Consider the following 23,782-nt stretch of genomic DNA (forward strand, 5'->3'; position numbering starts at 1 on the left):
GGAGGTAAATATGAGCAAAATAGATGAGATTTATAATGCTTTAAAAGAGTTAGAAGTAAAAAATAATCAAGGAGTAACAGCAAGTGAACTTAGTATTTTTATGAAGTTAGACAGGGCTAATGTAAGTAGATATTTAAATCAGCTTTATAAAGATGGAGTTCTTAACAAAATAGAAGGCCATCCAGTTAAGTACAGCTGCGTTACTAAAAATGAAGATAAAAAGTCAAAAGAAATTAAGAAAGCTTATAAAGAGATAAAGCGAAATACTCTTGATACATTAGTTGGGGCTAAATTAAGTTTACAAATGCCAATTCAACAAGCAAAAGCTGCAATATTATATCCTCCGAGAGGATTGCACACTTTAATTTTAGGTGAAACTGGTGTCGGTAAATCTATGTTTGCAGAAGCTATGTATAACTTTGCAATAGAGTCAAAGGTTATAGGAGAAGAAGCACCTTTTGTTAGATTCAATTGTGCAGATTATGCAGATAACCCACAACTAGTTATGGCTCAAATATTTGGAGTAAAGAAGGGTGCTTATACAGGTGCTGATTCTGATAGAGATGGCCTGCTAAAAAAGGCTCATGGTGGAATATTATTTTTAGATGAAATTCATAGGTTATCTCCACAAGGTCAGGAAATGTTATTTACATATATAGATAAAGGACATTTCAGAGTGCTAGGAGATACTGAAAAACTTGTTAATGTGGAAGCACAAATTATTGCAGCAACCACAGAAGATCCTCAATCATTCTTACTTAAAACTTTTAGCAGAAGAATACCAATGGTGATAACCTTGCCATCATTAAAGGAGAAGAATATAAAAGAAAGATATTATTTGCTTAGAGAGTTTATAGAAAATGAATCTCAAAGAGTTTCAAAGAGTATTTATTTTAATAAAAATGCATTAATATCATTTTTATTATATGATTGTCCTAATAATATAGGTCAATTAAAAAGTGATCTTCAACTTTCTTGTGCAAGAGCATTTTTAAAATATAAAGCTAAAAATAAGGACTATATATTAGTTGATCAGGAAGATTTACATCAGAGAGTAAAAATGGGCCTTATGAAGTTACAAGAGTATAGAGATGAAGTTGATGAGATATTAAACAATATGGGAGATGTTCTTAAATTTTCATATAGAGATAAAATTGCATTAATAGAAGATAGCCAAAACTTAGAAGAATTTAAAGAAAGAGCTATGTTTTATGACAGAATTGAACAAAAAATAGAAGAGTTAAAAAATGATGGAATAGAAGAAAAAGAAATTGATGAAATTTTAAATATAGATATAGAAAAATATTTTAGAAAATATATAAGAGACTTACCAGAAAAATTTAGAAAAGATGAAATATCAAAAGTTGTTGATGTTGAGATAGTAGATTTGGTAGAAGAAATTCTTTTATTTGCGTCTAAAAAGTTAAATAGAGACTATGATGAAAAAGTTTACTTTGGGTTAGCTCTGCATATTCAAGGAAGTTTAGAGAGAATAAGACAAGGTATAAAAATATTTCATCCTAAATTAAACTTTATTAGAGGGGAATATGCTAGGGAGTTTATTGTATCAATGGAAGTTGCTAGCATTATAGATAAAAAATTTAATATAGAAGTACCATTAGATGAAATAGGATATATAACAATGTTTTTAGCAACTAATCCATATGAACAAGATAAAGCAAAAGATGAAAGAGTAGCTGTGCTAGTCATAATGCATGGACATTCTACTGCTTCATCTATGGTAGAGGTTGCAAATTCTTTAATAGGTGAAGAATACGTGCAAGCTTTAGATATGCCTTTAAGTATGAAGGCTGAGGATATGTATAAGATTGCTATGGAAAAAGTAAAAGAAATTCACACTGGAAAGGGAGTTTTTCTTTTAGTAGATATGGGCTCTTTAACTAACTTTGGAGATATGATAAAAGATGAAACTGATATTAAAGTAAAAACTATTGATATGGTTACAACCTTGCTAGTTATAGAAGCAGGAAGAAAAGCATTAAATGGAAGAGGTTTAAAAGAGATATATGAATCTTGCCTTGAAATTAAGAGATATGGAATTCAAGGGGCTGCATCAAAAATAGATCAAAAGGAAAGTATAATAATTACTTCATGCTTTACTGGGGATGGTTCAGCACAAAGATTAAAAGAAATAATAGAAAATAATATAAATAGCAAAATTAATATTAAAATTCATGCTCTTAATATATTAGATAAAGATGATTTTTATAGCAATATAGAGTCACTAAGTCAAAAATATAATATACTTGCTATTGTTGGTGTTTTGAATACCTTTGTCCCTAATATACCATTTATATCAGCAGCAGATATTTTATCTGGAGAAGGGATAGATGATTTAGAAAAGCTTATATCACAAGAAGAAGAGTACTATAAGATAGTAGAGAGTATGGAGAAACAGATAAATAATATTGATTCATACAAGCTTATAAGAGATATAAGGAAAACTTTGATTAATATAGAAGAACATTTAAATATTAAACTAATACATGAAGTGAAGATAGGTATATTAATTCATATTTGTTTCTTAATAGATAAGCTAAATAAAGGCGGAAAAGAAACACCTTTCGTAATGTTAAATGAATTTAGGCATTCAAACAATAGAGAGTTTATACTTATAAAACAATGTTTAAAACTTCTTGAAGAGAACTACAGTGTAAATATTGGAGAAAATGAATTGGCTCATATAGTTAAAATGGTAGTTAATAATAAGACATCTGTGTAAAAACAAAGATGAATATATATTGTTATTGTTATGTGTGTAATCAATTGTTACACACTGAAGAATTTTGCTTGTAATTTTGGAAGTGAGTAAATATGCGGTTTCAAGATGGATAATAAGTGAAATTTTTATTAGATTAAATTTGGCATTAAAATTGCTAATAGATATAGTGTAAGGATTTATATATATGAGGAGGTAATTTAAATGAAAAGAATATTACTTGTTTGTTCAGCAGGGATGTCAACATCTCTATTAGTTAGTAAGATGCAAGCAGCAGCTAAAGCTCAAGGAATCGATTGCACAATAAATGCTGTTGGTGAGGCAGAATTAAAGAAACATGAAAATGAAATAGATGTATTATTATTAGGACCACAAGTTAGATTTTTATTAAGCAAAATGAAAGCTAAATTCGAGCCAATAGGAGTTCCAGTAGAGGTAATCAATACAGTAGATTATGGAACAATGAATGGGGAAAAAGTTTTAAAACAAGCGCTATCAATGAGCAGTAAGTAGCAATAATCGTAAAAGGGGTGTAACCAATGGAAAAAATTATAATGGATCTAATAATCTTTAGTGGTGAAGCTAGAAGCTATGCAATGGAAGCAATGCAATTAGCGAAAAATGGACAAATAGATGAAGCAAGAGAATTACTAGAAAAATCAAAGGAAACTCTAGGTGATGCCCATGCAACACAAACTAGTTTAATTCAAGGAGAAGCAGCAGGAGATAGATGTGAAGTATCATTATTATTAGTACATGCACAAGATCACTTAATGACATCAATAGTTGTAAAAGATTTAGCAGAAGAAATTATAGATCTTCATGAAAAGTTAAATAAGGTGGAATGTAGAAATGAATAATTTAGGAATTTCAATATACCCTAGCAATGCCTCAGTTAACGAAATAAAAGATTATATAAGACTTGCTGCGAAATATGGTTTTAAGAGAATATTTACATGTTTAATATCTGCAAGTGATAAGAATATTGATGTTGTTTTAAATGAATTTAAAGATATATTAAGTGTAGCTAATGAAAATGATATGGAAGTTATTGCTGATATAGATCCGAATGTATTTAATAAATTAAAGGCATCTATATTTGATTTAAAAGTATTTAAAGAAATGGGACTATCAGGTATAAGGCTTGACATGGGGTTTAGTGGATATGAAGAATCTGTTATGACTTTTAATGAGTATGGGTTAAAAATAGAATTAAATATTAGTAATGGAACAAAATATGTTGACAACATACTTTCTTATAAAGCAAATTTAAATAATCTTTATGGTTGTCACAATTTCTATCCACATATTTATACAGGTTTATCTTATGAAAACTTTATAACTTCAAGTAAACAATTTAAAGAGTTAGGGATAAGAACTGCTGCCTTTGTGAATTCTCCTTCAGCAGAACATGGACCTTGGCCGGTATCAGAAGGACTATGTACTTTGGAAATGCATAGAGGTTTACCAATAGATATACAAGCTAAGCATTTATTTGCAACTGGATTAATTGATGATATAATCATAGCAAATGCTTTTGCATCTGAGGATGAGCTTAAAGCATTAAGTGAGTTGGATAAAGAAATGCTAGAATTTAATGTTGAATTAGTAGAGGGGATAAGGGATTTAGATAAGAAAATAGTTTTAGAAGAATTCCATTTTAATAGAGGAGATTCTTCAGAATATATGGCAAGAAGCACTCAAAGTAGAGTAAAATACAAGGGAGAAAGCTTCCCACCATACAATTTGGTAGATATAAAAAGAGGGGACATTTTAATTGATACGGATTTATACACTAGATATGCAGGAGAGTTACAAGTAGCTTTAAAAGATATGAAAAACACAGGAAAAACTAATGTAGTTGCTAAGATAGTTGAGGATGAAATATTTCTATTAGACTATATAAAACCTTGGAGTAAATTCTCATTTAAATTAAATAGTAAATGTAAAATTATCTAGTGATTAAAAAAATTCTGGCGAAACCAGAATTTTTTTTATATCTATTTAAAATTAAAATAAAAAAATAATTAATAATATTAACATATTATTACACAAATAAATTATTTATAAATTTGTGTAATGGAATTACACAGACTGGGAAAAATAAGTGTGTAAAAAAATAGAGCTTGAAAGCTAGATATATCAAGGTTTTCAAGAAAAATAAGGATTTTAAAAACTTGGCACACAAATTGCTTTATATATAGTCAAGAAAACAATATCAAATAAAATTCAATGTAAAGGATTTTAAATAATGTTATTAACTGATTAACTCTTTATAATGAAATTATGCATAAAGAATATTCTAAGAGAAAATCAGTAAATATAAACAAAAATTTTAAGGGGGAATTTAAATGGAAAGATTCATGAACTGGATGGAACGTTATATGGTTCCAATAGCATCTAAAATAGGTGCTCAAAGACACTTAGTAGCTATACGTGATGGTTTTGCTACAATAATGCCACTTATGATTATTGGTTCTTTCGGACTTTTAATTCACAATTTTCCGATTCAATCAGTTAAAGATTTGTTTGTAGAAGGACAACCTCTACATTGGCTAGATGTAATTGCACTAAATGTGTATGGTGGATCAATGTTCTTAATGGGACTATTTGCTGCAATATCTATAGGATATGCATTAGGTAAATCATATGATGTTGATGGATTTGCAACAGGATTAGTTACACTAGCATCAAGTTTAGTATTTACAAATATGTTTGCTTATAAAGCTCCAGTTACTTGGGGTGGATTTGATGCAGGAACACTTGGATGGGAACCAGGTATATTTACAAAATGGCTTGGACCATCAGGATTAATTACTATATTAATTGTTACTTTAATTACAGGTACAATCTTTGCTAAGTTATCTCAAAATAAAAAATTAGTTATCAAATTACCAGATGGAGTACCACCAGCAGTATCAAGATCATTCTCAGCATTATTACCAACTATGATAACTTTAACTTTAGTAGGAATAGTATTTGCTATTTGTGAAGCATTTGGATATGCAGAAGTTTATCTACATGTATATAACTTAATTTCAAAGCCATTAATGGGACTTGCAAATTCTTTACCAGTATTATTAGTATTAATATTAATACAACAACTTTTATGGTTCTTTGGATTACATGGATCAAATATATTAGCACCAGTTATAAATTCTATATTCCTTGCTTTAACAGCTGAAAATATGGCAGCTATAGCAGCTGGTAATACAGAAGGAATTAATATTATAAATAGCCAATTCTTAGATTCATATGTAAATCTTGGAGGTTCAGGATTAACAGCAGCATTAATGATAGCTATGATAATTAAATCAAAGAGTGCTATAAATAAATCAATTAGAAACGTTGCAACAGGTCCAGCATTCTTTAACATAAATGAGCCAGTTATCTTTGGCTTACCAATAGTATTAAATCCAATATATATTATACCATTTATAGCAGCACCGATTGCTTCAGCTATCATAGCTTATGTATTAAGTAAAGTAGGATTCGTAGCTCCAGCATCAGCAGTAGTTCCATGGACTTGTCCACCAGTAATATCTGCTTTCTTAGCAACTGGACAATGGCAAGGAGCAGTTGTAGCATTAATTAACATTGCAGTTTCAGTATTAATTTACTTACCATTCGTTGCTTATGCTGATAAGAAGAACTTAGAAATGGAACAAGCAGAAATTGCTTGTGATCAATCAAGCGCCCTATAAATAAAAAATATAAAATAAAAAGTAAAAGGGATAGTTTTATTACTATCCTTTTTGCACAAATTTTAGGAGTTGGTATTATGAGAGAAATTTTATATAAAGTTACACATTTATTTACTTATGCAAAAGAAGATAGAAATGATGCAAGTGTTAAAAAAAGAAAATCGCAAGCAGTTACAAATATTTGCGCAATAATAAGTATTTTATTATTCTTATATTTATTAACAGGGTTAAATTAATAATTATTGAATTTAATAATATAAATAATTTATTTAAATAAGGGAAAATTATTATTGAGAAAACTTAAGGAGGTCATTGCTATGAAGTTTAAATCATTAATAATTCCTTTAACTATGGTAGCATTGTTATCTGTAGGATGTAGTAAAAATGATAAGAGTGGTAATACTAACGAAAATACACCATCTGTAACTGAAAATAATGGTGGTGCAACTAATAATAACGGTACAAATACTAATAATGGTACTGGTGAAAATAAGGCAGATATGGTAACATCTCCATCACGTGTTACTGATGAAGCAAATTTATTTAGAGCCATTGGAGAAAGTTGGATTGTAATACTAGAAAACGATGTAAATACTACAAAAGAAGTAGTATTAGATACAGGTTTTAAAAAGGCTGATAAAGATGATTCAAGTAAGATGGTACCATCATCACGTGTATTAGCTTTATATAAAAATGGAGAAAATAAAGTAAAAGAAGCATCATATACTTTAACTACACCTAAATTAACAATTAAAGATGAAAATGCAAAAATAGAAGGTGGAGTAGTTAAAGGAGATGTATATATTGAAGCTAATGGAGTAACGTTAGAAGATGCAACAATAGATGGAAATGTTTACTTTAAAAATGAAGAAGCAAAAAATACATTCCATATGGATGAAAAATCAAAAGTAGCAGGAACTATGGAAGTTAAATAAATATATTAAGAAGCAATATCAAAATAAATTTTATATTAGCTGATAAAAAGGGAAGTTCTAATTCGAACTTCCTTTTTGTCGCATATATAAATAATAGACAAAAGTTTCCACTTAAGTTTAAAACCATCTTTAAAGTAAGTAAAATAAATGCTTTAAAAGGGGCTCGCGTTTCGTTAGCCCCTTTATAAAAACAAGAGATTAACTTTTTAAGTCAATAAAGCTTGCTCCAAATTGGATAAATTTTATATTAAATAGATTTTTGAGATTGCGCTTTTTTTATAAAAAATCTAGTAGGACTGTATATGAAGTTACAGTCCTACTAGATTTTCCAGTGCTCTTTAAATTTTAGAACTTCATTTAAACTTTTAGTAGACATTTGTTGAGTTAACACTAGTTCATCTTCAAGTTCAGTCATCCTCTTTCCTAGGACTTGATCTAATACAGATAAATCGTCTTGAAGTTTATCAATTACATTAAATTTCTCAGATATTATATTTAATACATGAGTAATATCATTTTTAAATTTATCTTGCTCAGATTTCATAACTTGAACTTCAGTTTGAAGTAAGGCTAAGTTGTGACTAGTGTTTAAGATAATATTTTTCATTTGGTTTAATATTTTAGGTAATTGCTTAAGCATTTCATTTGTCTCTTGTAATGTAAAATCAGTATTATCTTTTATGTGAGATGTTATACTTCCTAAATTTAAAATTTGATCTTCCAACATTTATCACCTCTTTATAATATATGCTTTTAAATATATTAGGTACATACAAAATAAAAAAAGTCAAAATGATGGTTTAAATATGTATTAATTACTAGTTTATAATTATTTATATTTTTCAATCTTTAATAATATAAATAATATATATGATAAATAAGTTTGAGTGCTTAAATAATCACTGCTATTAAAATAGAACTTAATTTATTGTATAATAGTATATAGTCTGAAATATGATATCTTAAGAAAAAAGTGTATTAATTTTTATACAACTATATTTATGGAGGAATCAATTTGGAAACTAATGCTAATATAGTAGAAAAGGTAGATTTAAAGATAAAAAAGCCTAAAAAATTTATAGTTATTATGCATAATGATGATTTTACAACTATGGAATTTGTAGTTGCAATTTTAAATGATATTTTTAATAAGAATATGGAAGAAGCTAACAAAATAATGATGGAAGTCCATAAAAATGGTAAGGGGGTAGCAGGAATATATCCATATGATATAGCTATATCAAAAGCAACTAAGGCAATGACCCTTGCTAAGGAAGAGGGATTTCCATTTAAGCTTACAGTAGAGGAGGAGTAAAATGGATATTAGTAAAGTAGTTAGAGATATTTTGCTTAGATCATATAGTAATGCAAAAGAAAATAAAAATGAATATGTAACACCAGAGCATCTATTATTAAGTGCACTAGAAGAAGATTATTTTGTTGAGATAATAAAAAAGTTAAATGGAGATGTAGAAGAACTAAAAAGTGATTTGATAAGCTATATAGATGAGTATGTTGACAAGATAGAAGATGGAGAGCCAGAAGAAAGCTTTGGTATTAGAAATATATTAATTGTTGCTACTCAGCAGGCTGCTTTTAGTGAGAAAAATGTTGTTGCACTAGAGCATATAATTGCAGCAATTTATGCACTCAAAGATAGTTATGCAGTATTCTTTCTAGAAAAGCAGGGGATAAATAAGCAAGAATTATTATTTGAACTTTCACATAATAAATCAGAAGAAGAAAATGTATCTAAAGATGCAATAAGAATAATAAGAGCAGATAAAGCTCATGAAAAGCAAAATAAAAGTATAATAAACAGTTATTGTACAAATTTAATAGATGCTGTTTCACAAGAAGAAGGCGATCCTCTAATAGGTAGAAAAGATATAATAGATAGGACAATACAAATACTTTGTAGAAGAACTAAGAATAACCCTGTTCATATAGGAGAGCCTGGAGTTGGGAAAACTGCTATAACATTAGGACTTGCAAAATTAATAAAGGAAGGAAATGTTCCAGATAAACTTAAGAATGCACAAATATTTTCCTTAGATATAGGAACTATACTTGCAGGAACAAAGTATAGGGGAGATTTTGAAGAAAGAATAAAACAAATATTAGATGAAATAAAAACTTATGAAAATCCTATAGTTTATATTGATGAAATTCATAATATAGTTGGAGCAGGAGCACTAAATGGAAGTTCATTAGATGGTGGAAGCTTAATTAAAGGTTATTTATTAGAAGGTAAAATAAGATTTATTGGAGCAACTACATTTGATGATTACAAGAAATACTTTGAAAAAGATAAAGCACTTATAAGAAGATTTCAAGTAATTGAAGTGAAAGAAACTAGTATAAAAGAAACTGTTAAAATATTAGAAGGTATTAGAGAAAATTTTGAAGAATACCATAAAGTAAAGTTTACAAATGAATCTCTAAAGGCAGCGGTTGATTTAAGTGCTAAGTATATTAACGATAGATTTTTACCAGATAAGGCAATTGATATAATAGACGAGGCTGGAGCATATGTAGACATTAATAGAGAAATTTATAAAGATGGAATAGTAGATGAAAGAGTAATTGAAGAAATAATATCTAAAATTTGTCATATTCCTAAGCAAACAATTGAAAATACCGAAATAGAATCACTTAAAATTCTAGAAAGTGAACTTAAGAAAAATATTTTTGGTCAAGATCAGGCAATAGAAGAAGTTACTAGATGCATAAAAATGTCTAGAGCAGGATTAAATGATGATAATAAACCAGTTGCATCTATGTTGTTCGTTGGGCCAACAGGAGTAGGTAAGACTGAAATTGCAAGAGTTTTAGCTAAAACATTGGGTGTTGATTTAGTAAGGTTTGATATGAGTGAGTATGGAGAAAAACATGCTGCATCAAAACTTATAGGGTCTCCTCCTGGATATGTAGGATATGAAGAAGGAGGACTCTTAACAGATACTATAAGGAAGAAACCTAATTGTGTTTTACTTTTAGATGAAATAGAAAAGGCACATTCAGACATATTAAGTGTATTGCTTCAAGTTATGGATTATGCCACACTTACAGATAATAAGGGACGAAAAGCAGATTTTAGAAATGTAATAATAATAATGACATCTAATGCCGGTGCTAGAGATATTGGTAAAAATCTTGTTGGATTTGCTAGGGACACAATAAAAATGGAAGCTATAAGTGATGAAGTTAAAAGAGCATTTACTCCTGAGTTTAGAAATAGATTAGATAAGGTTGTAGTATTTAATCAAATAAATAAAGAAATGGCTAAGGATATAGCACAAAAAGAATTAAGTAAATTTAAGGATAAACTTACAAATAAAAGTGTAAACTTAGAATTTAGTGAAGAATGTATAGATTTTGTAAGTGAAAAGGGATTATCTAAAGAATTTGGCGCAAGAGAAATTCTAAGAGTTATAAATTCAGAGATAAAACCACTGTTAGTAGATGAGTTATTATTTGGAGAATTATCGAATGGTGGAAGCTGTAAGATAGTCATAAGTAATAGCAAATTTAAGATAGAAAAAATAAATTAATATATTAGTAAGAAAAGACGTGGTTGTATCAAAATAAATTTTGATATTAGCAGATAACAGGGGAAGTTCTAATTCGAGATTCCCTTGTTGCTCATATATAAATAATAGACAAAAATTTTAATTTAAGTTTAAAAACGTCTTTAAGTAAGTAAAATCAATGGCTTAAAAGGGGCTCGCGTTTAGCGAGCCCCTTTATAAATATAATAGATCAACTTCTTTAGCAGTAAAACTTACTTGAAATGGAATAAATTTTATATTAAATAGATTTCTGAGATGGTGCCATCTGTTTTATTATATTAAAATCTTATTATGTACACAAATACGAAAAACATATATAATGGTATTTGTTTTTAATTGAATATAAGAGGTGACACAGATGGATAAGGATATAAGTAAAATACAAGAAGATATAATAAAAAAGGATATAAGGAAAGTTGAAAAGTTATGGAAGGATGTAGAAGAAAATGATACTTTAGAGTATCATTTAGATAGGATGACCAAAGATGAGCTAGTTAAAGTTGCTAGTAATTATTCTGTAAGAGGGATTACATCATTAAAAAAAGCAGATGCAGTTAATAAAGTAAAAGATGGAATAATAAATAATATTGATTATGTATTAGAACTTTTAGATTTAGATGCATTTTTATATTTAGATGAAATAATAAAATTAGATGGTAAAAAGGAATACTTTGGATCAGAACTTATTAACGCAAATTATTTTAGAAATAGAGGAATAATGTTTACTGGAATAGATCATGGTAAGCTATATGTTATAACACCTAAAGTATTATGTGATATAATAAAAGATAAGTTAAATGATAATTTAAAATCTATTGCAAATAATAATTCTGATATTATAAAACTTTCTGCTGGCCTAATATATTTTTATGGAGTTCTAACAATTGAAGAGTTAAGCAGAATTTTAAATGAAGAATATAGTTTTGATTTAGAATATGAGAAGTTCAAAAAGTTGCTTTTAATTGGAGAAGAAGTAGGATTTGATTATCAAATAGAGGAAGATTTTGTTTATCACATAGATGTTGAGGATCCTCTTTTTATAATGGAAGAAAGAAATAAAAATATAGATATAAATTTTGCAAAGTTTGATAGGAAAACTTTATTAAAAGCTGCAAAGCCTGATTATATAGAAGAAAATAAACAAGCAGATAAACTTGAGAAAGTATTGAATGAGTTATTTGTTATAGATAAAAATATATTAAGAGAAGAAATAGATAGTTTTTCAATAGCTATAAAAAATGAAGCACCATTAGATGAAGCAATAGATACATTCTTAGAGGCTTATGAAATAGAAAGTGAAGAAGAAAATGAAATTCTTAAGGAAGAGTTAAAGAAATTATCATTAGGTGTTAAAAGATGGACATTAAAAGGGCTTACTCAAAGAGAAATAGATAATAAGAAAAAAACTATTGTAAACGAAGAAAAGATAGGAAGAAATGATCCATGCCCATGTGGAAGCAATAAAAAATATAAAAAGTGCTGTGGTAAATAAAAGGGGAGTTTAAATGTGATCTTTAAATATTTAATATTAGGATGGGGAATTATAGAATTTATACTTGGAATAACCGTGTTATTAAAGAAAAAATTATTTCTATTAGGATTTATAGTTGAAAGTTTTTCAATTCTAAATAATGAGTTTAATGTTTCAAATATAAAAGATATAAAAACTTTTTCAAGGTGGATTGGAGAGGTTGTAGTCTTAGAAGGTTCATTATATATATTTTTAGCATCTGCATCAATATTTTTTGAAATGAGTATAGTAATCATTATAGTATTTATAATCCTTATTGAGATATTTTTCTTTAATGTAATAAATAAAGGAATAAAAAACTTTATTAAATAAATATAAATGAGGTAAAAGATGAAAGATAATAGATATCTTTTTGACAATTATATTAATATAGCTAGAAATTTTATAACAGAAAAAGAATATGTAAAGGCATTAAAGTTTTATAAAAAAGCATATAAATTCGAACAGGGAAGAAAAGATATAGAACTTATATTGGATATAGCACTTTTATATGATAAATTAGGTTATAAAGATTTATCAGAGGAAAAATATAGAGAAGCTATTTTAATAGAAGAAAAAGATGCAAGAGCATATTATGGACTAGGGGTTCTTTATGATGAAGATGGATTTTTAGAAGATGCTATAGAATATTATAAAATTGCTATTAATTTAGATAATAATTACGATAGAGCATATTTTTATTTAGCTAATGCATACGACGAATTAAGTGATAAAAAAAGTGCTATAAAATATTATAATAAAACCTTAGAATTAGTACCTGATGATTTATGGGCAAATGCAAATTTAGGATGTATTTATGAAGAACTAGGAGAATATTCTAAAGCTTCAAAATATATGAATAAATCCTTAAAAATTGATCCAAATAATTTTAGAGTCTTATTTAATATGGGAGTATTACTTAAAAATTTAGGAAGAGAAGAAGAAGCAAAAAAATATTACAAAAAATCTATAGAGAAAAATTCATATTATCCATATAGTTATTTAAATTTAGCGGTCTTATATAGAGAGAAAAATGATTTTAATAAAGCAATAGAAATTATAACTGATGGAATAAAAAATAATTCCGATTCAGGTTTCTTGTATTATAATAGAAGCTGTTTTTATGTCAATATAGGAGAGTTACATAAAGCTTTTAATGATTTAACTAAAAGTATAGAGCTTAATGATCTATTTTTTGAGTATATGATGAAAGATAAAGAATTAGATAAATTAAGAAATTTACATGAATATAATGACTATTTAAAAAGTAAGCTATAGTAGCTTACTTTTTCATTTGAAAGTGGTTGTTAAAAAAATAACTAAAATGTAGATAAATAAAAAAAAATCTTAGTAATTTTAGGCAAAGTTAAGGTATTTATGATATTTAATATAAAAATTTTAAAGTTTATATTAAAAACTTTGTTAAATAAATTACAAAAGTTGTGGGAAGATAGTATTTATGGTAAGATGAGAATATAACCGTTAAAATATACGGATTATATAGTATATTTTAACGTTAAATACTTTAAATAAAAGTAGGAGGTTTTTTATAGTGTTAAGTAATCTTTTTAGTAATGTAAATGTTTCTAATAAATTATTTACATTAAATGATTCTAGCATACTAGAATTATCAATTGATAATTCTAAAGAGTTAGATGCTAAAGAAATCGAAGAAAGCTTAGTGTTACCTTATGAAAATAATAAAGGTAAAAAAGTAATAATAAAAGCTTTTAGTTTACAACCTAATTTAAATGGGTATGGAACAATAGTAAAAGAGAGAAAAGAAGATTTAAAAAAAGGATTAGAAAAAATTAAATCAGTTTCAAAGTTCAAATTTGTAGTAGATGGAAGGGATAAAAATCTACAAGAATCTCTAAAAGAATATGGAGAGATTATAAAAGTATCATCTACAACAGATCTATATGAAAGTAAATTAATTTCTAAAGTATATAGCGAAGAAAAAGATATAGCTATATATGATATTATTGAAATTATACAATTAGGACAAGCTTTAAATGGAAAAAGCACAGAAATACTAACTACTGTTTATGGAAGCGCTATAAATGGTAGAAAAGTTGTTGCGCTAAAAAAAGGAACAACATATAAAGAAGTGTTTGATGCATTAAATGGTAATGCAAATGAACTTAAGAAAGTTATTAATGGTGGTAGTATAAATGGAACACCTATATATAATTTAGATTCAGTAATAGGTGATACAACTACAGGGATTTTATTCTTAACAGAAAAAGATTCACCATCTGAAGCAAGTTACAGTTGTATAAGATGTGGAAAATGCTTAAGAGTCTGTCCAGAAGGATTAAACCCAATAAAATTAGTTGAACTTTATAAAATGGGTGCAAAAGAAGAATTTGTAAAGTTTGGCGGAGAAAAATGCATTGATTGTGGTTTATGTAGTTTTGTTTGTCCTTCTAATATAGAAATAGCACAAACAATTAAAACTTCAAAAACATTTAAATAGTAATAAATCTGAATAGGAGTGAAGAGAGTGGAAATTAAAAATCTTAAAATATCACCAGCACCTCATGTGAAAAAAGGTCTTGGGATTAATAAGATAATGCTTGATTTTATTATAGCATTAATTCCAGCAATATTTGCAGGAGTATATTTTTATAAGATCGATGCTGTTAAAGTAATAGTTGCAACTGTTGTAACTAGTATTATAGCAGAAGGGCTTTGGAATAAGTTTGTAAAGAAAAAATCTTTTTTTACTGATTTAAGCCCAATAGTTTTAGGTATTATTCTAGCACTTATTATGCCGACTTATGTTCCGTTATGGATCCCTATCATAGGATCAATATTTGCAACAATTGTTGTTAAACAGTTTTTTGGTGGACTTGGCCAAAACTTTATGAATCCAGCAGCCGCTACAAAGGCATTCTTAATTGCTTCATGGGCTGGAGTTATGGCAAAGCCAGCTACAGATGCAACATCAGCAGCATCTAGTTCAGCAGAGGTAGTAGTTCCATTAATTGATAAAATTATAGGACAAGCAAATGGAAGTATAGGAGAGGTTTCTATCTTAGCATTATGTATAGGGGGACTATACTTAGTATTAAGAGGAAGAATAAGCTTAAGAGGACCAATCGCATTTATAGCTTCATCAATGATTATGTATAATATTTTTGGAAAAGACTTATTACTTCCTGGAGCATTTTTTGTAGCAGCTATATTTATGACTACAGATTATGGAACAACACCAATGACAAAGATAGGACAATACATATTCGGAATAATAGCAGGGGTTTGTGCAGCAATTATAGCTGTTAAGGGATTTAATCCAGAAGGACCTTATTATGCAATTATAATTACTAATTTATTTACTCCTCTTATAGAGTATTTTACAACTAAAAAAATAAAAGTTAAGAAGGAGGCTTAATAGAATTATGAAAGAGAATTTTAAGCTAGGAGGAATCCTTCTAATTATAACTATGATTGCAGGTCTTGTACTTGGATTTGCAAATGATTTAACTAAAGAAGCAATTATAGAAAATTCAAAAGTAAGTAAAGAGGATTTAAGTTATATAATGCCTGAAGCAGAAGGTATTCAAGATATGGATATTGCACTTGATTCTGAAGGTAATGTAAAGGAAATATATGAAGCTGTTAATGGAAATGATGTAGTAGGATATGTATTAAAAGTTACTAGCAAAGGATTCCATGGGGCAGTCGATTTTGTAGTAGGAATATCAAAAGAAGATAAGGTTTCAGGAATAAAGGTATTAGCGCATAGTGAAACACCAGGTCTTGGAGCTAAAATTGCAGAAGATAAATTTACTTCTAGATTTAAGGATAAGCCTGCAGTAGGATATTTAGAAGTAGTTAAAGTAACTCCTAATAAGGATAATGAAGTAGAGGCTATATCAGGAGCTACAACTTCAAGTAAAGCATCTGTTAGTGCAGTAAATGAAGCTATAACTTTCTATTTAGAAAACATAAAGGGAGAAGAAGTAGCACCACAAGAAGATACTGATGCAGATACAGGGGCTAGTGCAAATTAATAATAAATTAGGAGGAAAATAATGAATAAGTTAATTGAAAGATTAAAAAATGGGATAATTACTGAAAACCCGATTTTTGTTCAAGTTTTAGCTATGTGTCCTACTTTAGCAGTTACAACAAGTGCTAAAAATGCATTAGGTATGGGACTAGCTTCAACTGTAGTTTTAATATTTTCTAATATGATGATTTCAGCAATAAGAAAATTAGTTCCAGATAAGATTAGAATACCAGCGTATATAGTAGTTATAGCATCATTTGTTACAGTAGTAGATATGTTAATGCAAGGGTATATTCCTAGCTTATATTCATCTTTAGGAATCTTCATACCGTTAATAGTTGTTAACTGTATAATATTAGGTAGAGCAGAAGCTTATGCTTCAAAAAATCCAATTTTACCATCTATATTTGATGCTATTGGAATGGGACTTGGATTTACTATTGCATTATTCTTAATAGGAACATTTAGAGAAATCTTAGGAGCAGGACAAATTTTAGGTATTCAAATAATACCTGAAAGTATTAAACCTGCGTCCATAATGATATTAGCGCCAGGTGCCTTCTTTACTTTAGGTGGGCTTATGGTAGTCTTAAATGCTTATAATATAAGAAAAGCAGCAAAAACTGGTGAAGCAGTTAAAACGCTAGAACATAGTTGTGGAAGTTGTTCAGGATGTGGAACAGGAAGCTGTGGTAGCAGTAATAGTGGAATAGAAATAAAAGAAAATAAGAAAAACTAAGAGGGGTGTAACAAATGGAATTATTTATGATTTTCATAGCAGCAATGCTTGTAAATAACTTTGTACTTTCAAAATTCCTAGGGATATGTTCATTCCTTGGAGTTTCAAAGAAAAAAGATGCTGCAGTAGGAATGGGACTTGCAGTAACATTTGTTATGACATTGGCTTCAATAATGTCATGGCTAGTATATAATGGAATATTAGTTCCATTAGAATTAGAATATTTAAAAACAATAGCTAATGTACTAGTAATTGCGGCATTAGTTCAATTTGTTGAAATGGCAATGAAAAAATTATCTCCAGCTCTTCATAAGGCATTAGGGATATATTTACCACTTATAACAACAAACTGCGCAGTTTTAGGGATGGCTACATTAAATATACAAGAAGGATACAACTTTATAGAAGCTATAGTAAATGGATTAGGCGCTGCATCAGGATATATGCTATCAATAGTACTATTAGCTTTCATAAGAGAGAAAATAGATAATAATGAAAATATACCAGTTGTTCTAAGAGGGTTGCCAATAACATTATTTACAGCGGCATTAATGTCAATTGCCTTTTTAGGATTCCAAGGATTAATTCACTAGGAGGAGATTTAAAATGAATATTTTATTTGCAGCGTTAAGCTTAGGAATTCTAGGATTAATTTTTGGAGTGCTTTTAGGCTTTGCTTCAAAGGCTTTTGAAGTTAAAGTTGATCCTAAGATACCTATGTTAAGAGAATGTTTACCAGGAGCAAACTGTGGGGGATGTGGTTTTGCTGGATGTGATGCTTATGCAGAAGCTGTTGTAACAGCTGGTGCAAAACCAAATTTATGTTCTGTAGGCGGAGTAAAAACTGCAGGAGATATAGGTGGAATATTAGGTATAGCAGTAGATGCAACAGAAAAGATGACTGCATTTGTAAAGTGTAATGGAAATTGTGATTCAGCTAAGTCAAAATATGACTTAGAAGGTGTAAATGATTGTCTTACAGCATCATTAATGATTGATGGTGGTGCTAAATCATGTTCATATGGATGTTTAGGTCTTGGAAGTTGTGTTAGCGTTTGTGAGTTTGGAGCATTAGAAATCGTAAATGGAATTGCTAAAGTCAACATGGACAAATGTACAAACTGTGGAGCGTGTATAAATATATGTCCTAAAGGACTTATTGAATCAGTCCCTGTTTCAAGTAAAGTAAGAGTTGAATGTAACAATATAGAAATAGGAAGACATGTTAAAGAAAATTGTTCGGCTGCATGTATAGGCTGTAGGTTATGTGAAAGAAATTGTCCTAAGGATGCTGTTCATGTAACTAATAATTTAGCTAAGGTTGATTATGATAAGTGTGTAAATTGTCAATTATGTACTAAAAAATGTCCAACAGGTGCTATAAAAAATATATTTTTAAATTAAAATTATTTTTAATTTATATACAAAGTGGATTCGTTAAGAATCCACTTTTTTATAATATTTTATTAAGTTTATATTAAAAAATGAATTATAAAAAATAAGATTGTGCAATGCTAATTTTGTTTGAAAAAAATATATATTTAAATTAATTTTTGTTTTATTTATAAACGAAGAACATACTATAATTGTTAGAATATTATGTATTATACGAAGTAAATTTATATAAAACTAAGGAGGAAAAATAGAATATGAATATGGATGAGTATTTAGAAGAACTTGAACGTAGATATAGATATTCTAATAATAATCAATGTCAACCGAATTGTAGATGTAATAATTGCTGTTGTGTTGGACCAAGGGGACCAGTGGGGCCAAGAGGACCAATTGGTCCAGCAGGACCAAGAGGGCCAATGGGACCAGTAGGACCAATGGGGCTACCAGGAATAAATGGCGTAGATGGTGAAAGAGGTCCGAGGGGACCAGTAGGGCCAAGAGGACCACAAGGAATTCAAGGACCATATGGACCACAGGGACCAGTAGGAGCACAAGGAGCAACCGGAGCAATGGGACCACAAGGGCCAGTAGGGCCAGTAGGACCAGTGGGAGCACAAGGAGCAACTGGAGCAACAGGAGCAATGGGACAACAAGGACCAGTAGGGCCAGCAGGAGCACAAGGAGCACAAGGAGCAACAGGAGCAACAGGAGAGATGGGACCACAAGGACCAGTAGGACCAGCAGGAGCACAAGGAGCAACTGGAGCAACAGGAGAGATGGGACCACAAGGACCAGTAGGACCAGCAGGAGCACAAGGAGCAACAGGAGCAACAGGAGAGATGGGACCACAAGGACCAGTAGGACCAGTGGGAGCACAAGGAGCAACTGGAGCAACAGGAGAGAGGGGACCACAAGGACCAGTAGGACCAGTGGGAGCAACCGGAGCAACAGGAGCAACAGGAGTAATGGGACCACAAGGACCAGTAGGACCAGTGGGAGCACAAGGAGCAACCGGAGCAACAGGAGCAATGGGACCACAAGGACCAGTAGGACCAGCAGGAGCACAAGGAGTAACTGGAGCAACCGGAGCAATGGGACCACAAGGACCAGTAGGGCCAGCAGGAGCAACAGGAGCAATGGGACCACAAGGACCAGTAGGACCAGCAGGAGCACAAGGAGTAACTGGAGCAACCGGAGCAATGGGACCACAAGGACCAGTAGGGCCAGCAGGAGCAACAGGAGCAACAGGAGCAACAGGAGAGATGGGACCACAAGGACCAGTAGGACCAACCGGAGCAACAGGAGTACAAGGAGTAACTGGAGCAACCGGAGCAACAGGAGCAACAGTCCAATTAAGAGGCATAAATGCGGATTTGATAGGAAGTAGGTCTGGATCAATTTTAAATGAAAACAATGTAACATTTGATAATATAATTAATAATCAAAGTCAAAATATTAGTTATAATAGGTCAACTGGTGAATTTACAATTAATGCCGCAGGTAATTATTATGTTACTTGGTGGATAAATACTGATGGTGCAGGATCAGCTAATTTTATAGATTTTGATTTACAATTAAATAATGATGTAGTAGGTTCTAGTTCATCTCCTAATACAACAGGACAAATTCATGGAATGGCGTTTGTAACAGTTTTGAATACTCCTTCTACACTAACTTTAGTAAATAGAACAGGTCAAACTGTTAATTATGCAGGAACATCAATACAAGCTAATATAGTAATTGTAGAAGCAACAGTCTAAGTTTCTGCATAGTATTAATGTAAGAGAATATATGTATGAACTAATTACTGGAATAACTCAAAATTTATCAGTACCAGTAATATTAGGAGAAGGTTTGCTATTATTTTTCGCAGCAACAATTCCTGGTACCACTGGTAATGGTACTACAATTGCAGGTATTTCTATAGATTAATTTATATTTCTAATTAAATATATCAAAAAATTTGTACAGAGGGTAGTTCTTCTGTACATTTTTTTGTTCGAAAGTAAGATCAAATTATAAATTTATAATTAATAGAAGAATTAAATACAAACTTCAGTAATTATATGATAAAAATGCATTTGAGATAAACATAATTTACTTTTTTGAATATTATGTAATAAGAAGCTAATTAGGGGGTGCTACAATTGGTTTATAGAAATATATATACTTGCGAAGATACTTTTGTATTTAATAGACTAGTAAATAAAAATTTTTCTGATTTACCATATTTAGCAGTAGGCTACAACTGTAGTAGTTACAGAAGATTTATAGGAGAGTTTATGACATTGATGAAGTTCAATCTTAATGAATTTAATCAAATTATGTATTTTTCTGAAAGTAATCTAATGCTATATGTTACATCAGCAAACTTTACAAATTGTGACAGAGTAAAAATAGATATATATAGAAATTTAGAAGATTATAATGTAAATAGTGTTACTGATTCTACGGCACCTAGAGCTATATATACAGGAATAAGTAAGATAATATCTTCTGCAGATGTTAATATGTATATAAGTATAAGCATTAAAGAATTGATAAGGGATTGGATTAATGATATTTTTCCTAACTATGGTATAACTATACGGATAGAAAATTCAAAAGAATATGTCGAATTTGCTTCAAGCAGATCTGGAAATGGTCCTTATTTAAAATTGTGTCAAAACCATACAATACCGATCGGAGCAACGGGAGCAACAGGAGCAACGGGAGCAACAGGAGCAACGGGTGCAACAGGAGGAATTGGTCAGTTAAGGGGAATTCAAGCTCAATTAATAGGAGATCCTGTGGGGTTTGTTAACAATAATAGTAATGTAATATTTAATATGGTTTTAAATAATCAAAGCTTAGATATTATTTATAATTCATTAACAGGAGAGTTTACAATTTTGAAAACTGGTAATTATTATGTTACTTGGTGGGTATCAGTAGATGGTGCAGGAGAAAGTACATTTACTAATTTTGCTATAAGATTAAATGGTGGAATGGAAGTTAGTGGATCCTCGCCAATAGTAACTGGACAACTAAATGGAAGTGCACTTGTCACTATTGGGTCAGTGCCAGCTATATTAAGTTTAGTTAACACTACTGGAAATAGCGTTATATATGGAAATACGCCTAGACAGGCTAATATTATAATTTCAGAGATATCTGTGTAATTATATTAACAAACATGATGAAGGAGGTAAGTATGAGTAATATAGCTTTACAAATAGAACGTTCATCTGGTGGAAGTATAGTTTCTGGTGCAAATGTAATATTTGAAACATTAGTTTATTCTTCAGGAAATGTTAATTATAATAGCCTAACTGGAGTAATTACGTTTAATGAACCAGGAAGATATGTAATAGATTGGTGGGTAGCTACACAATCGACCACATCGACAAATGGTGCAGTATTTGCTATAGCATCATCTCAAGGAGATTTTTTTGAAGGAAATTCACCAATTAAAACTGGAGAAGTAGTAGGAATAGGAATAATTGAAGTTATAACTGCACCAGTTACATTATCTTTAGTAAATGCAAGTAATGGTGTAGTTTATTATGCTACAATAGTACCTTTAAAGGCAACTATTGTAGTAATTGAAGATGATAATTTATCAATAGGAGTCACAGGAACAACTGGATCAACTGGAGCAACTGGAGCAACCGGGGTAACTGGATCAACCGGAGCTACAGGAATAACGGGAACAACAGGAGTAACAGGAATAACGGGAACAACTGGAGTAACTGGAACAACAGGAATAACTGGATCAACTGGAGTTACTGGGACAACAGGAGAAACAGGAGCAACGGGAGTGACTGGAATAACAGGAGCAACTGGAGCAACTGGAATAACAGGAACAACAGGAGCAACTGGGGTAACTGGGGTAACTGGAATAACTGGAGCAACAGGATCAACTGGAATAACAGGAGTAACGGGATCAACCGGAGCGACTGGAGAAACAGGAACAACAGGAGCAACCGGAGCAACCGGAGCAACCGGAGTAACTGGCTCAACTGGAGTAACAGGAGTAACCGGAGCAACAGGTGTGACAGGAGTAACCGGGGCAACAGGAATAACCGGAGCAACTGGAGCAACTGGGGTAACTGGAGTAACTGGAACAACTGGAGTAACAGGAATAACAGGAACAACTGGAGTAACTGGAGTAACCGGGGTAACTGGGGTAACTGGAGTAACTGGAACAACAGGAATAACGGGAACAACAGGATCAACTGGAGTAACTGGAGCAACTGGAATAACAGGAGAAACAGGAATAACTGGAGTAACTGGAGTAACTGGAGTAACTGGGGTAACTGGAATAACAGGAACAACTGGAGTAACCGGGGCAACAGGAGTAACTGGAATAACAGGAACAACAGGGCTAACAGGAACAACTGGAGTAACTGGATCAACTGGAGTAACAGGAGCAACGGGAGTAACTGGAGTAACCGGGGTAACTGGCTCAACTGGAGTAACAGGAATAACAGGAGAAACAGGAGAAACCGGAGCAACAGGAGAAACCGGAGCAACAGGATCAACTGGAGTAACAGGAGTAACTGGAATAACAGGAACGACAGGAGCAACAGGAGTAACTGGGGCAACAGGAGTAACTGGAATAACCGGAGTAACCGGGGTAACTGGAACAACTGGAGTAACAGGAGAAACCGGGGCAACAGGAACAACAGGAGTAACTGGAGCAACAGGAGTAACTGGGGCAACAGGAACAACAGGAGTAACTGGAGTAACAGGAGTAACTGGAATAACAGGAGTAACTGGAATAACAGGAACGACAGGAGCAACAGGAATAACAGGAACAACGGGAGCAACAGGAATAACTGGAGAAACAGGATCAACGGGAGTGACTGGAATAACGGGAACAACAGGAGCAACTGGAATAACAGGAACGACCGGAGTAACAGGAGCAACAGGAATAACTGGAGAAACAGGATCAACGGGAGTGACTGGAATAACAGGAGAAACCGGAGCAACAGGAATAACTGGAGCAACGGGAACAACAGGAGTAACTGGAGTTACTGGAGCAACGGGGGTAACTGGAGTAACTGGCTCAACTGGAGTTACTGGGACAACAGGTGTGACAGGAGAAACCGGGGCAACAGGAACAACAGGAGTAACTGGAGTAACAGGAGTAACTGGAATAACAGGAGTAACTGGAATAACAGGAAC

Annotated in this window: 22 protein-coding genes and 1 pseudogene; 22 read left to right on the forward strand and 1 reads right to left on the reverse strand. The window is 31.0% G+C overall.

Annotated elements, in window-relative coordinates:
- Nucleotides 1-10 precede the first annotated feature (10 nt).
- The 7 genes from I2A75_RS10060 to I2A75_RS10090 all read left to right on the forward strand — a co-directional run bounded on the left by I2A75_RS10060 (nucleotide 11) and on the right by I2A75_RS10090 (nucleotide 7,379).
- Nucleotides 11-2,743, forward strand: coding sequence for a sigma-54-dependent transcriptional regulator (locus tag I2A75_RS10060; protein WP_195264339.1), 2,733 nt, complete (start codon nucleotides 11-13; stop codon nucleotides 2,741-2,743).
- A 201-nt stretch (nucleotides 2,744-2,944) separates the two neighbouring features.
- On the forward strand, nucleotides 2,945-3,253 hold the full coding sequence (locus I2A75_RS10065; RefSeq protein ID WP_008678226.1) for a PTS sugar transporter subunit IIB: 309 nt from the start codon (nucleotides 2,945-2,947) through the stop codon (nucleotides 3,251-3,253).
- Nucleotides 3,254-3,279: 26 nt separating this feature from the next.
- The gene (locus tag I2A75_RS10070; protein ID WP_195264340.1) at nucleotides 3,280-3,600 is read left to right on the forward strand and encodes a PTS lactose/cellobiose transporter subunit IIA; all 321 of its coding nucleotides are present in this window, start codon (nucleotides 3,280-3,282) and stop codon (nucleotides 3,598-3,600) included.
- Entirely contained in the window at nucleotides 3,593-4,699 is a 1,107-nt protein-coding gene (locus I2A75_RS10075; RefSeq protein WP_195264341.1) for a MupG family TIM beta-alpha barrel fold protein, read from the forward strand. The genes I2A75_RS10070 and I2A75_RS10075 overlap by 8 nt, the downstream gene beginning before the upstream one ends.
- Before the next feature lie 392 nt (nucleotides 4,700-5,091).
- The gene (locus I2A75_RS10080; protein WP_195264342.1) at nucleotides 5,092-6,444 is read left to right on the forward strand and encodes a PTS transporter subunit EIIC; all 1,353 of its coding nucleotides are present in this window, start codon (nucleotides 5,092-5,094) and stop codon (nucleotides 6,442-6,444) included.
- Nucleotides 6,445-6,521: 77 nt separating this feature from the next.
- The gene (locus tag I2A75_RS10085; RefSeq protein ID WP_195264343.1) at nucleotides 6,522-6,680 is read left to right on the forward strand and encodes a hypothetical protein; all 159 of its coding nucleotides are present in this window, start codon (nucleotides 6,522-6,524) and stop codon (nucleotides 6,678-6,680) included.
- Between the two features lie 81 nt (nucleotides 6,681-6,761).
- Entirely contained in the window at nucleotides 6,762-7,379 is a 618-nt protein-coding gene (locus I2A75_RS10090) for a lipofamily protein (protein WP_195264344.1), read from the forward strand.
- A 319-nt stretch (nucleotides 7,380-7,698) separates the two neighbouring features.
- Here the strand turns inward: I2A75_RS10090 and I2A75_RS10095 are convergent, their stop codons facing one another.
- Entirely contained in the window at nucleotides 7,699-8,106 is a 408-nt protein-coding gene (locus tag I2A75_RS10095; protein ID WP_195264345.1) for a hypothetical protein, read from the reverse strand.
- Between the two features lie 288 nt (nucleotides 8,107-8,394).
- On the opposite strand from I2A75_RS10095, the gene I2A75_RS10100 reads away from it, so the two are divergent.
- From I2A75_RS10100 to I2A75_RS10170, 15 genes and pseudogenes are all read left to right on the forward strand, one after another.
- Nucleotides 8,395-8,694, forward strand: coding sequence for an ATP-dependent Clp protease adaptor ClpS (locus I2A75_RS10100; RefSeq protein ID WP_195264346.1), 300 nt, complete (start codon nucleotides 8,395-8,397; stop codon nucleotides 8,692-8,694).
- Between the two features lies 1 nt (nucleotide 8,695).
- Entirely contained in the window at nucleotides 8,696-10,933 is a 2,238-nt protein-coding gene (clpA, locus tag I2A75_RS10105) for an ATP-dependent Clp protease ATP-binding subunit ClpA (RefSeq protein ID WP_195264347.1), read from the forward strand.
- A gap of 376 nt (nucleotides 10,934-11,309) precedes the next feature.
- Complete coding sequence (locus I2A75_RS10110; RefSeq protein ID WP_195264348.1) at nucleotides 11,310-12,443, forward strand: SEC-C metal-binding domain-containing protein; 1,134 nt, start codon at nucleotides 11,310-11,312, stop codon at nucleotides 12,441-12,443.
- Nucleotides 12,444-12,458: 15 nt separating this feature from the next.
- Nucleotides 12,459-12,794 carry a hypothetical protein gene (locus I2A75_RS10115; protein ID WP_195264349.1) on the forward strand — a complete coding sequence of 112 codons (336 nt, stop codon included), beginning with the start codon at nucleotides 12,459-12,461 and terminating at the stop codon, nucleotides 12,792-12,794.
- Nucleotides 12,795-12,812: 18 nt separating this feature from the next.
- On the forward strand, nucleotides 12,813-13,739 hold the full coding sequence (locus I2A75_RS10120) for a tetratricopeptide repeat protein (protein WP_195264350.1): 927 nt from the start codon (nucleotides 12,813-12,815) through the stop codon (nucleotides 13,737-13,739).
- A 274-nt stretch (nucleotides 13,740-14,013) separates the two neighbouring features.
- A complete protein-coding gene (locus I2A75_RS18190) occupies nucleotides 14,014-14,940 on the forward strand; it encodes a 4Fe-4S dicluster domain-containing protein (RefSeq protein ID WP_195264351.1) in 927 nt (308 codons plus the stop codon).
- Between the two features lie 27 nt (nucleotides 14,941-14,967).
- The gene (locus tag I2A75_RS10130) at nucleotides 14,968-15,858 is read left to right on the forward strand and encodes an RnfABCDGE type electron transport complex subunit D (RefSeq protein ID WP_195264352.1); all 891 of its coding nucleotides are present in this window, start codon (nucleotides 14,968-14,970) and stop codon (nucleotides 15,856-15,858) included.
- A gap of 7 nt (nucleotides 15,859-15,865) precedes the next feature.
- A complete protein-coding gene (locus I2A75_RS10135) occupies nucleotides 15,866-16,480 on the forward strand; it encodes an RnfABCDGE type electron transport complex subunit G (protein ID WP_195264353.1) in 615 nt (204 codons plus the stop codon).
- 21 nt (nucleotides 16,481-16,501) lie between these two features.
- Nucleotides 16,502-17,218: an electron transport complex subunit E gene (locus tag I2A75_RS10140; protein WP_195264354.1), complete on the forward strand. Its 717-nt coding sequence runs from the start codon at nucleotides 16,502-16,504 to the stop codon at nucleotides 17,216-17,218.
- 14 nt (nucleotides 17,219-17,232) lie between these two features.
- Nucleotides 17,233-17,811 (forward strand): electron transport complex subunit RsxA, encoded by a 579-nt coding sequence (gene rsxA, locus I2A75_RS10145; protein WP_195264355.1) that lies wholly within the window; start codon nucleotides 17,233-17,235, stop codon nucleotides 17,809-17,811.
- 13 nt (nucleotides 17,812-17,824) lie between these two features.
- Nucleotides 17,825-18,622 (forward strand): RnfABCDGE type electron transport complex subunit B, encoded by a 798-nt coding sequence (locus I2A75_RS10150; protein WP_195264356.1) that lies wholly within the window; start codon nucleotides 17,825-17,827, stop codon nucleotides 18,620-18,622.
- A gap of 245 nt (nucleotides 18,623-18,867) precedes the next feature.
- Nucleotides 18,868-20,373, forward strand: coding sequence for a collagen-like protein (locus tag I2A75_RS10155; RefSeq protein WP_195264357.1), 1,506 nt, complete (start codon nucleotides 18,868-18,870; stop codon nucleotides 20,371-20,373).
- Between the two features lie 31 nt (nucleotides 20,374-20,404).
- The gene (locus I2A75_RS10160; RefSeq protein ID WP_195264358.1) at nucleotides 20,405-20,545 is read left to right on the forward strand and encodes a hypothetical protein; all 141 of its coding nucleotides are present in this window, start codon (nucleotides 20,405-20,407) and stop codon (nucleotides 20,543-20,545) included.
- Nucleotides 20,546-20,760: 215 nt separating this feature from the next.
- Entirely contained in the window at nucleotides 20,761-21,774 is a 1,014-nt protein-coding gene (locus I2A75_RS10165) for a DNRLRE domain-containing protein (RefSeq protein WP_195264359.1), read from the forward strand.
- 32 nt (nucleotides 21,775-21,806) lie between these two features.
- Nucleotides 21,807-23,782: pseudogene (locus tag I2A75_RS10170) on the forward strand (hypothetical protein); the annotation flags it as partial.

The sequence above is a fragment of the Clostridium sp. 1001275B_160808_H3 genome, assembly GCF_015550425.1.
Taxonomy (GTDB): Bacteria; Bacillota; Clostridia; order Clostridiales; family Clostridiaceae; genus Clostridium.

Coding starts and splice junctions, on each gene's coding strand:
- I2A75_RS10120 (WP_195264350.1), top strand. CDS start 12,813: ATGAAAGATAATAGATATCTTTTTGACAATTATATTAATATAGCTAGA.
- I2A75_RS10070 (WP_195264340.1), top strand. CDS start 3,280: ATGGAAAAAATTATAATGGATCTAATAATCTTTAGTGGTGAAGCTAGA.
- I2A75_RS10095 (WP_195264345.1), bottom strand. CDS start 8,106: ATGTTGGAAGATCAAATTTTAAATTTAGGAAGTATAACATCTCACATA.
- I2A75_RS10090 (WP_195264344.1), top strand. CDS start 6,762: ATGAAGTTTAAATCATTAATAATTCCTTTAACTATGGTAGCATTGTTA.
- I2A75_RS10065 (WP_008678226.1), top strand. CDS start 2,945: ATGAAAAGAATATTACTTGTTTGTTCAGCAGGGATGTCAACATCTCTA.
- I2A75_RS10140 (WP_195264354.1), top strand. CDS start 16,502: ATGAATAAGTTAATTGAAAGATTAAAAAATGGGATAATTACTGAAAAC.
- I2A75_RS10080 (WP_195264342.1), top strand. CDS start 5,092: ATGGAAAGATTCATGAACTGGATGGAACGTTATATGGTTCCAATAGCA.
- I2A75_RS10075 (WP_195264341.1), top strand. CDS start 3,593: ATGAATAATTTAGGAATTTCAATATACCCTAGCAATGCCTCAGTTAAC.
- I2A75_RS10150 (WP_195264356.1), top strand. CDS start 17,825: ATGAATATTTTATTTGCAGCGTTAAGCTTAGGAATTCTAGGATTAATT.
- rsxA (WP_195264355.1), top strand. CDS start 17,233: ATGGAATTATTTATGATTTTCATAGCAGCAATGCTTGTAAATAACTTT.
- clpA (WP_195264347.1), top strand. CDS start 8,696: ATGGATATTAGTAAAGTAGTTAGAGATATTTTGCTTAGATCATATAGT.
- I2A75_RS10060 (WP_195264339.1), top strand. CDS start 11: ATGAGCAAAATAGATGAGATTTATAATGCTTTAAAAGAGTTAGAAGTA.
- I2A75_RS10155 (WP_195264357.1), top strand. CDS start 18,868: ATGAATATGGATGAGTATTTAGAAGAACTTGAACGTAGATATAGATAT.
- I2A75_RS10085 (WP_195264343.1), top strand. CDS start 6,522: ATGAGAGAAATTTTATATAAAGTTACACATTTATTTACTTATGCAAAA.
- I2A75_RS10135 (WP_195264353.1), top strand. CDS start 15,866: ATGAAAGAGAATTTTAAGCTAGGAGGAATCCTTCTAATTATAACTATG.
- I2A75_RS10110 (WP_195264348.1), top strand. CDS start 11,310: ATGGATAAGGATATAAGTAAAATACAAGAAGATATAATAAAAAAGGAT.
- I2A75_RS10160 (WP_195264358.1), top strand. CDS start 20,405: ATGTATGAACTAATTACTGGAATAACTCAAAATTTATCAGTACCAGTA.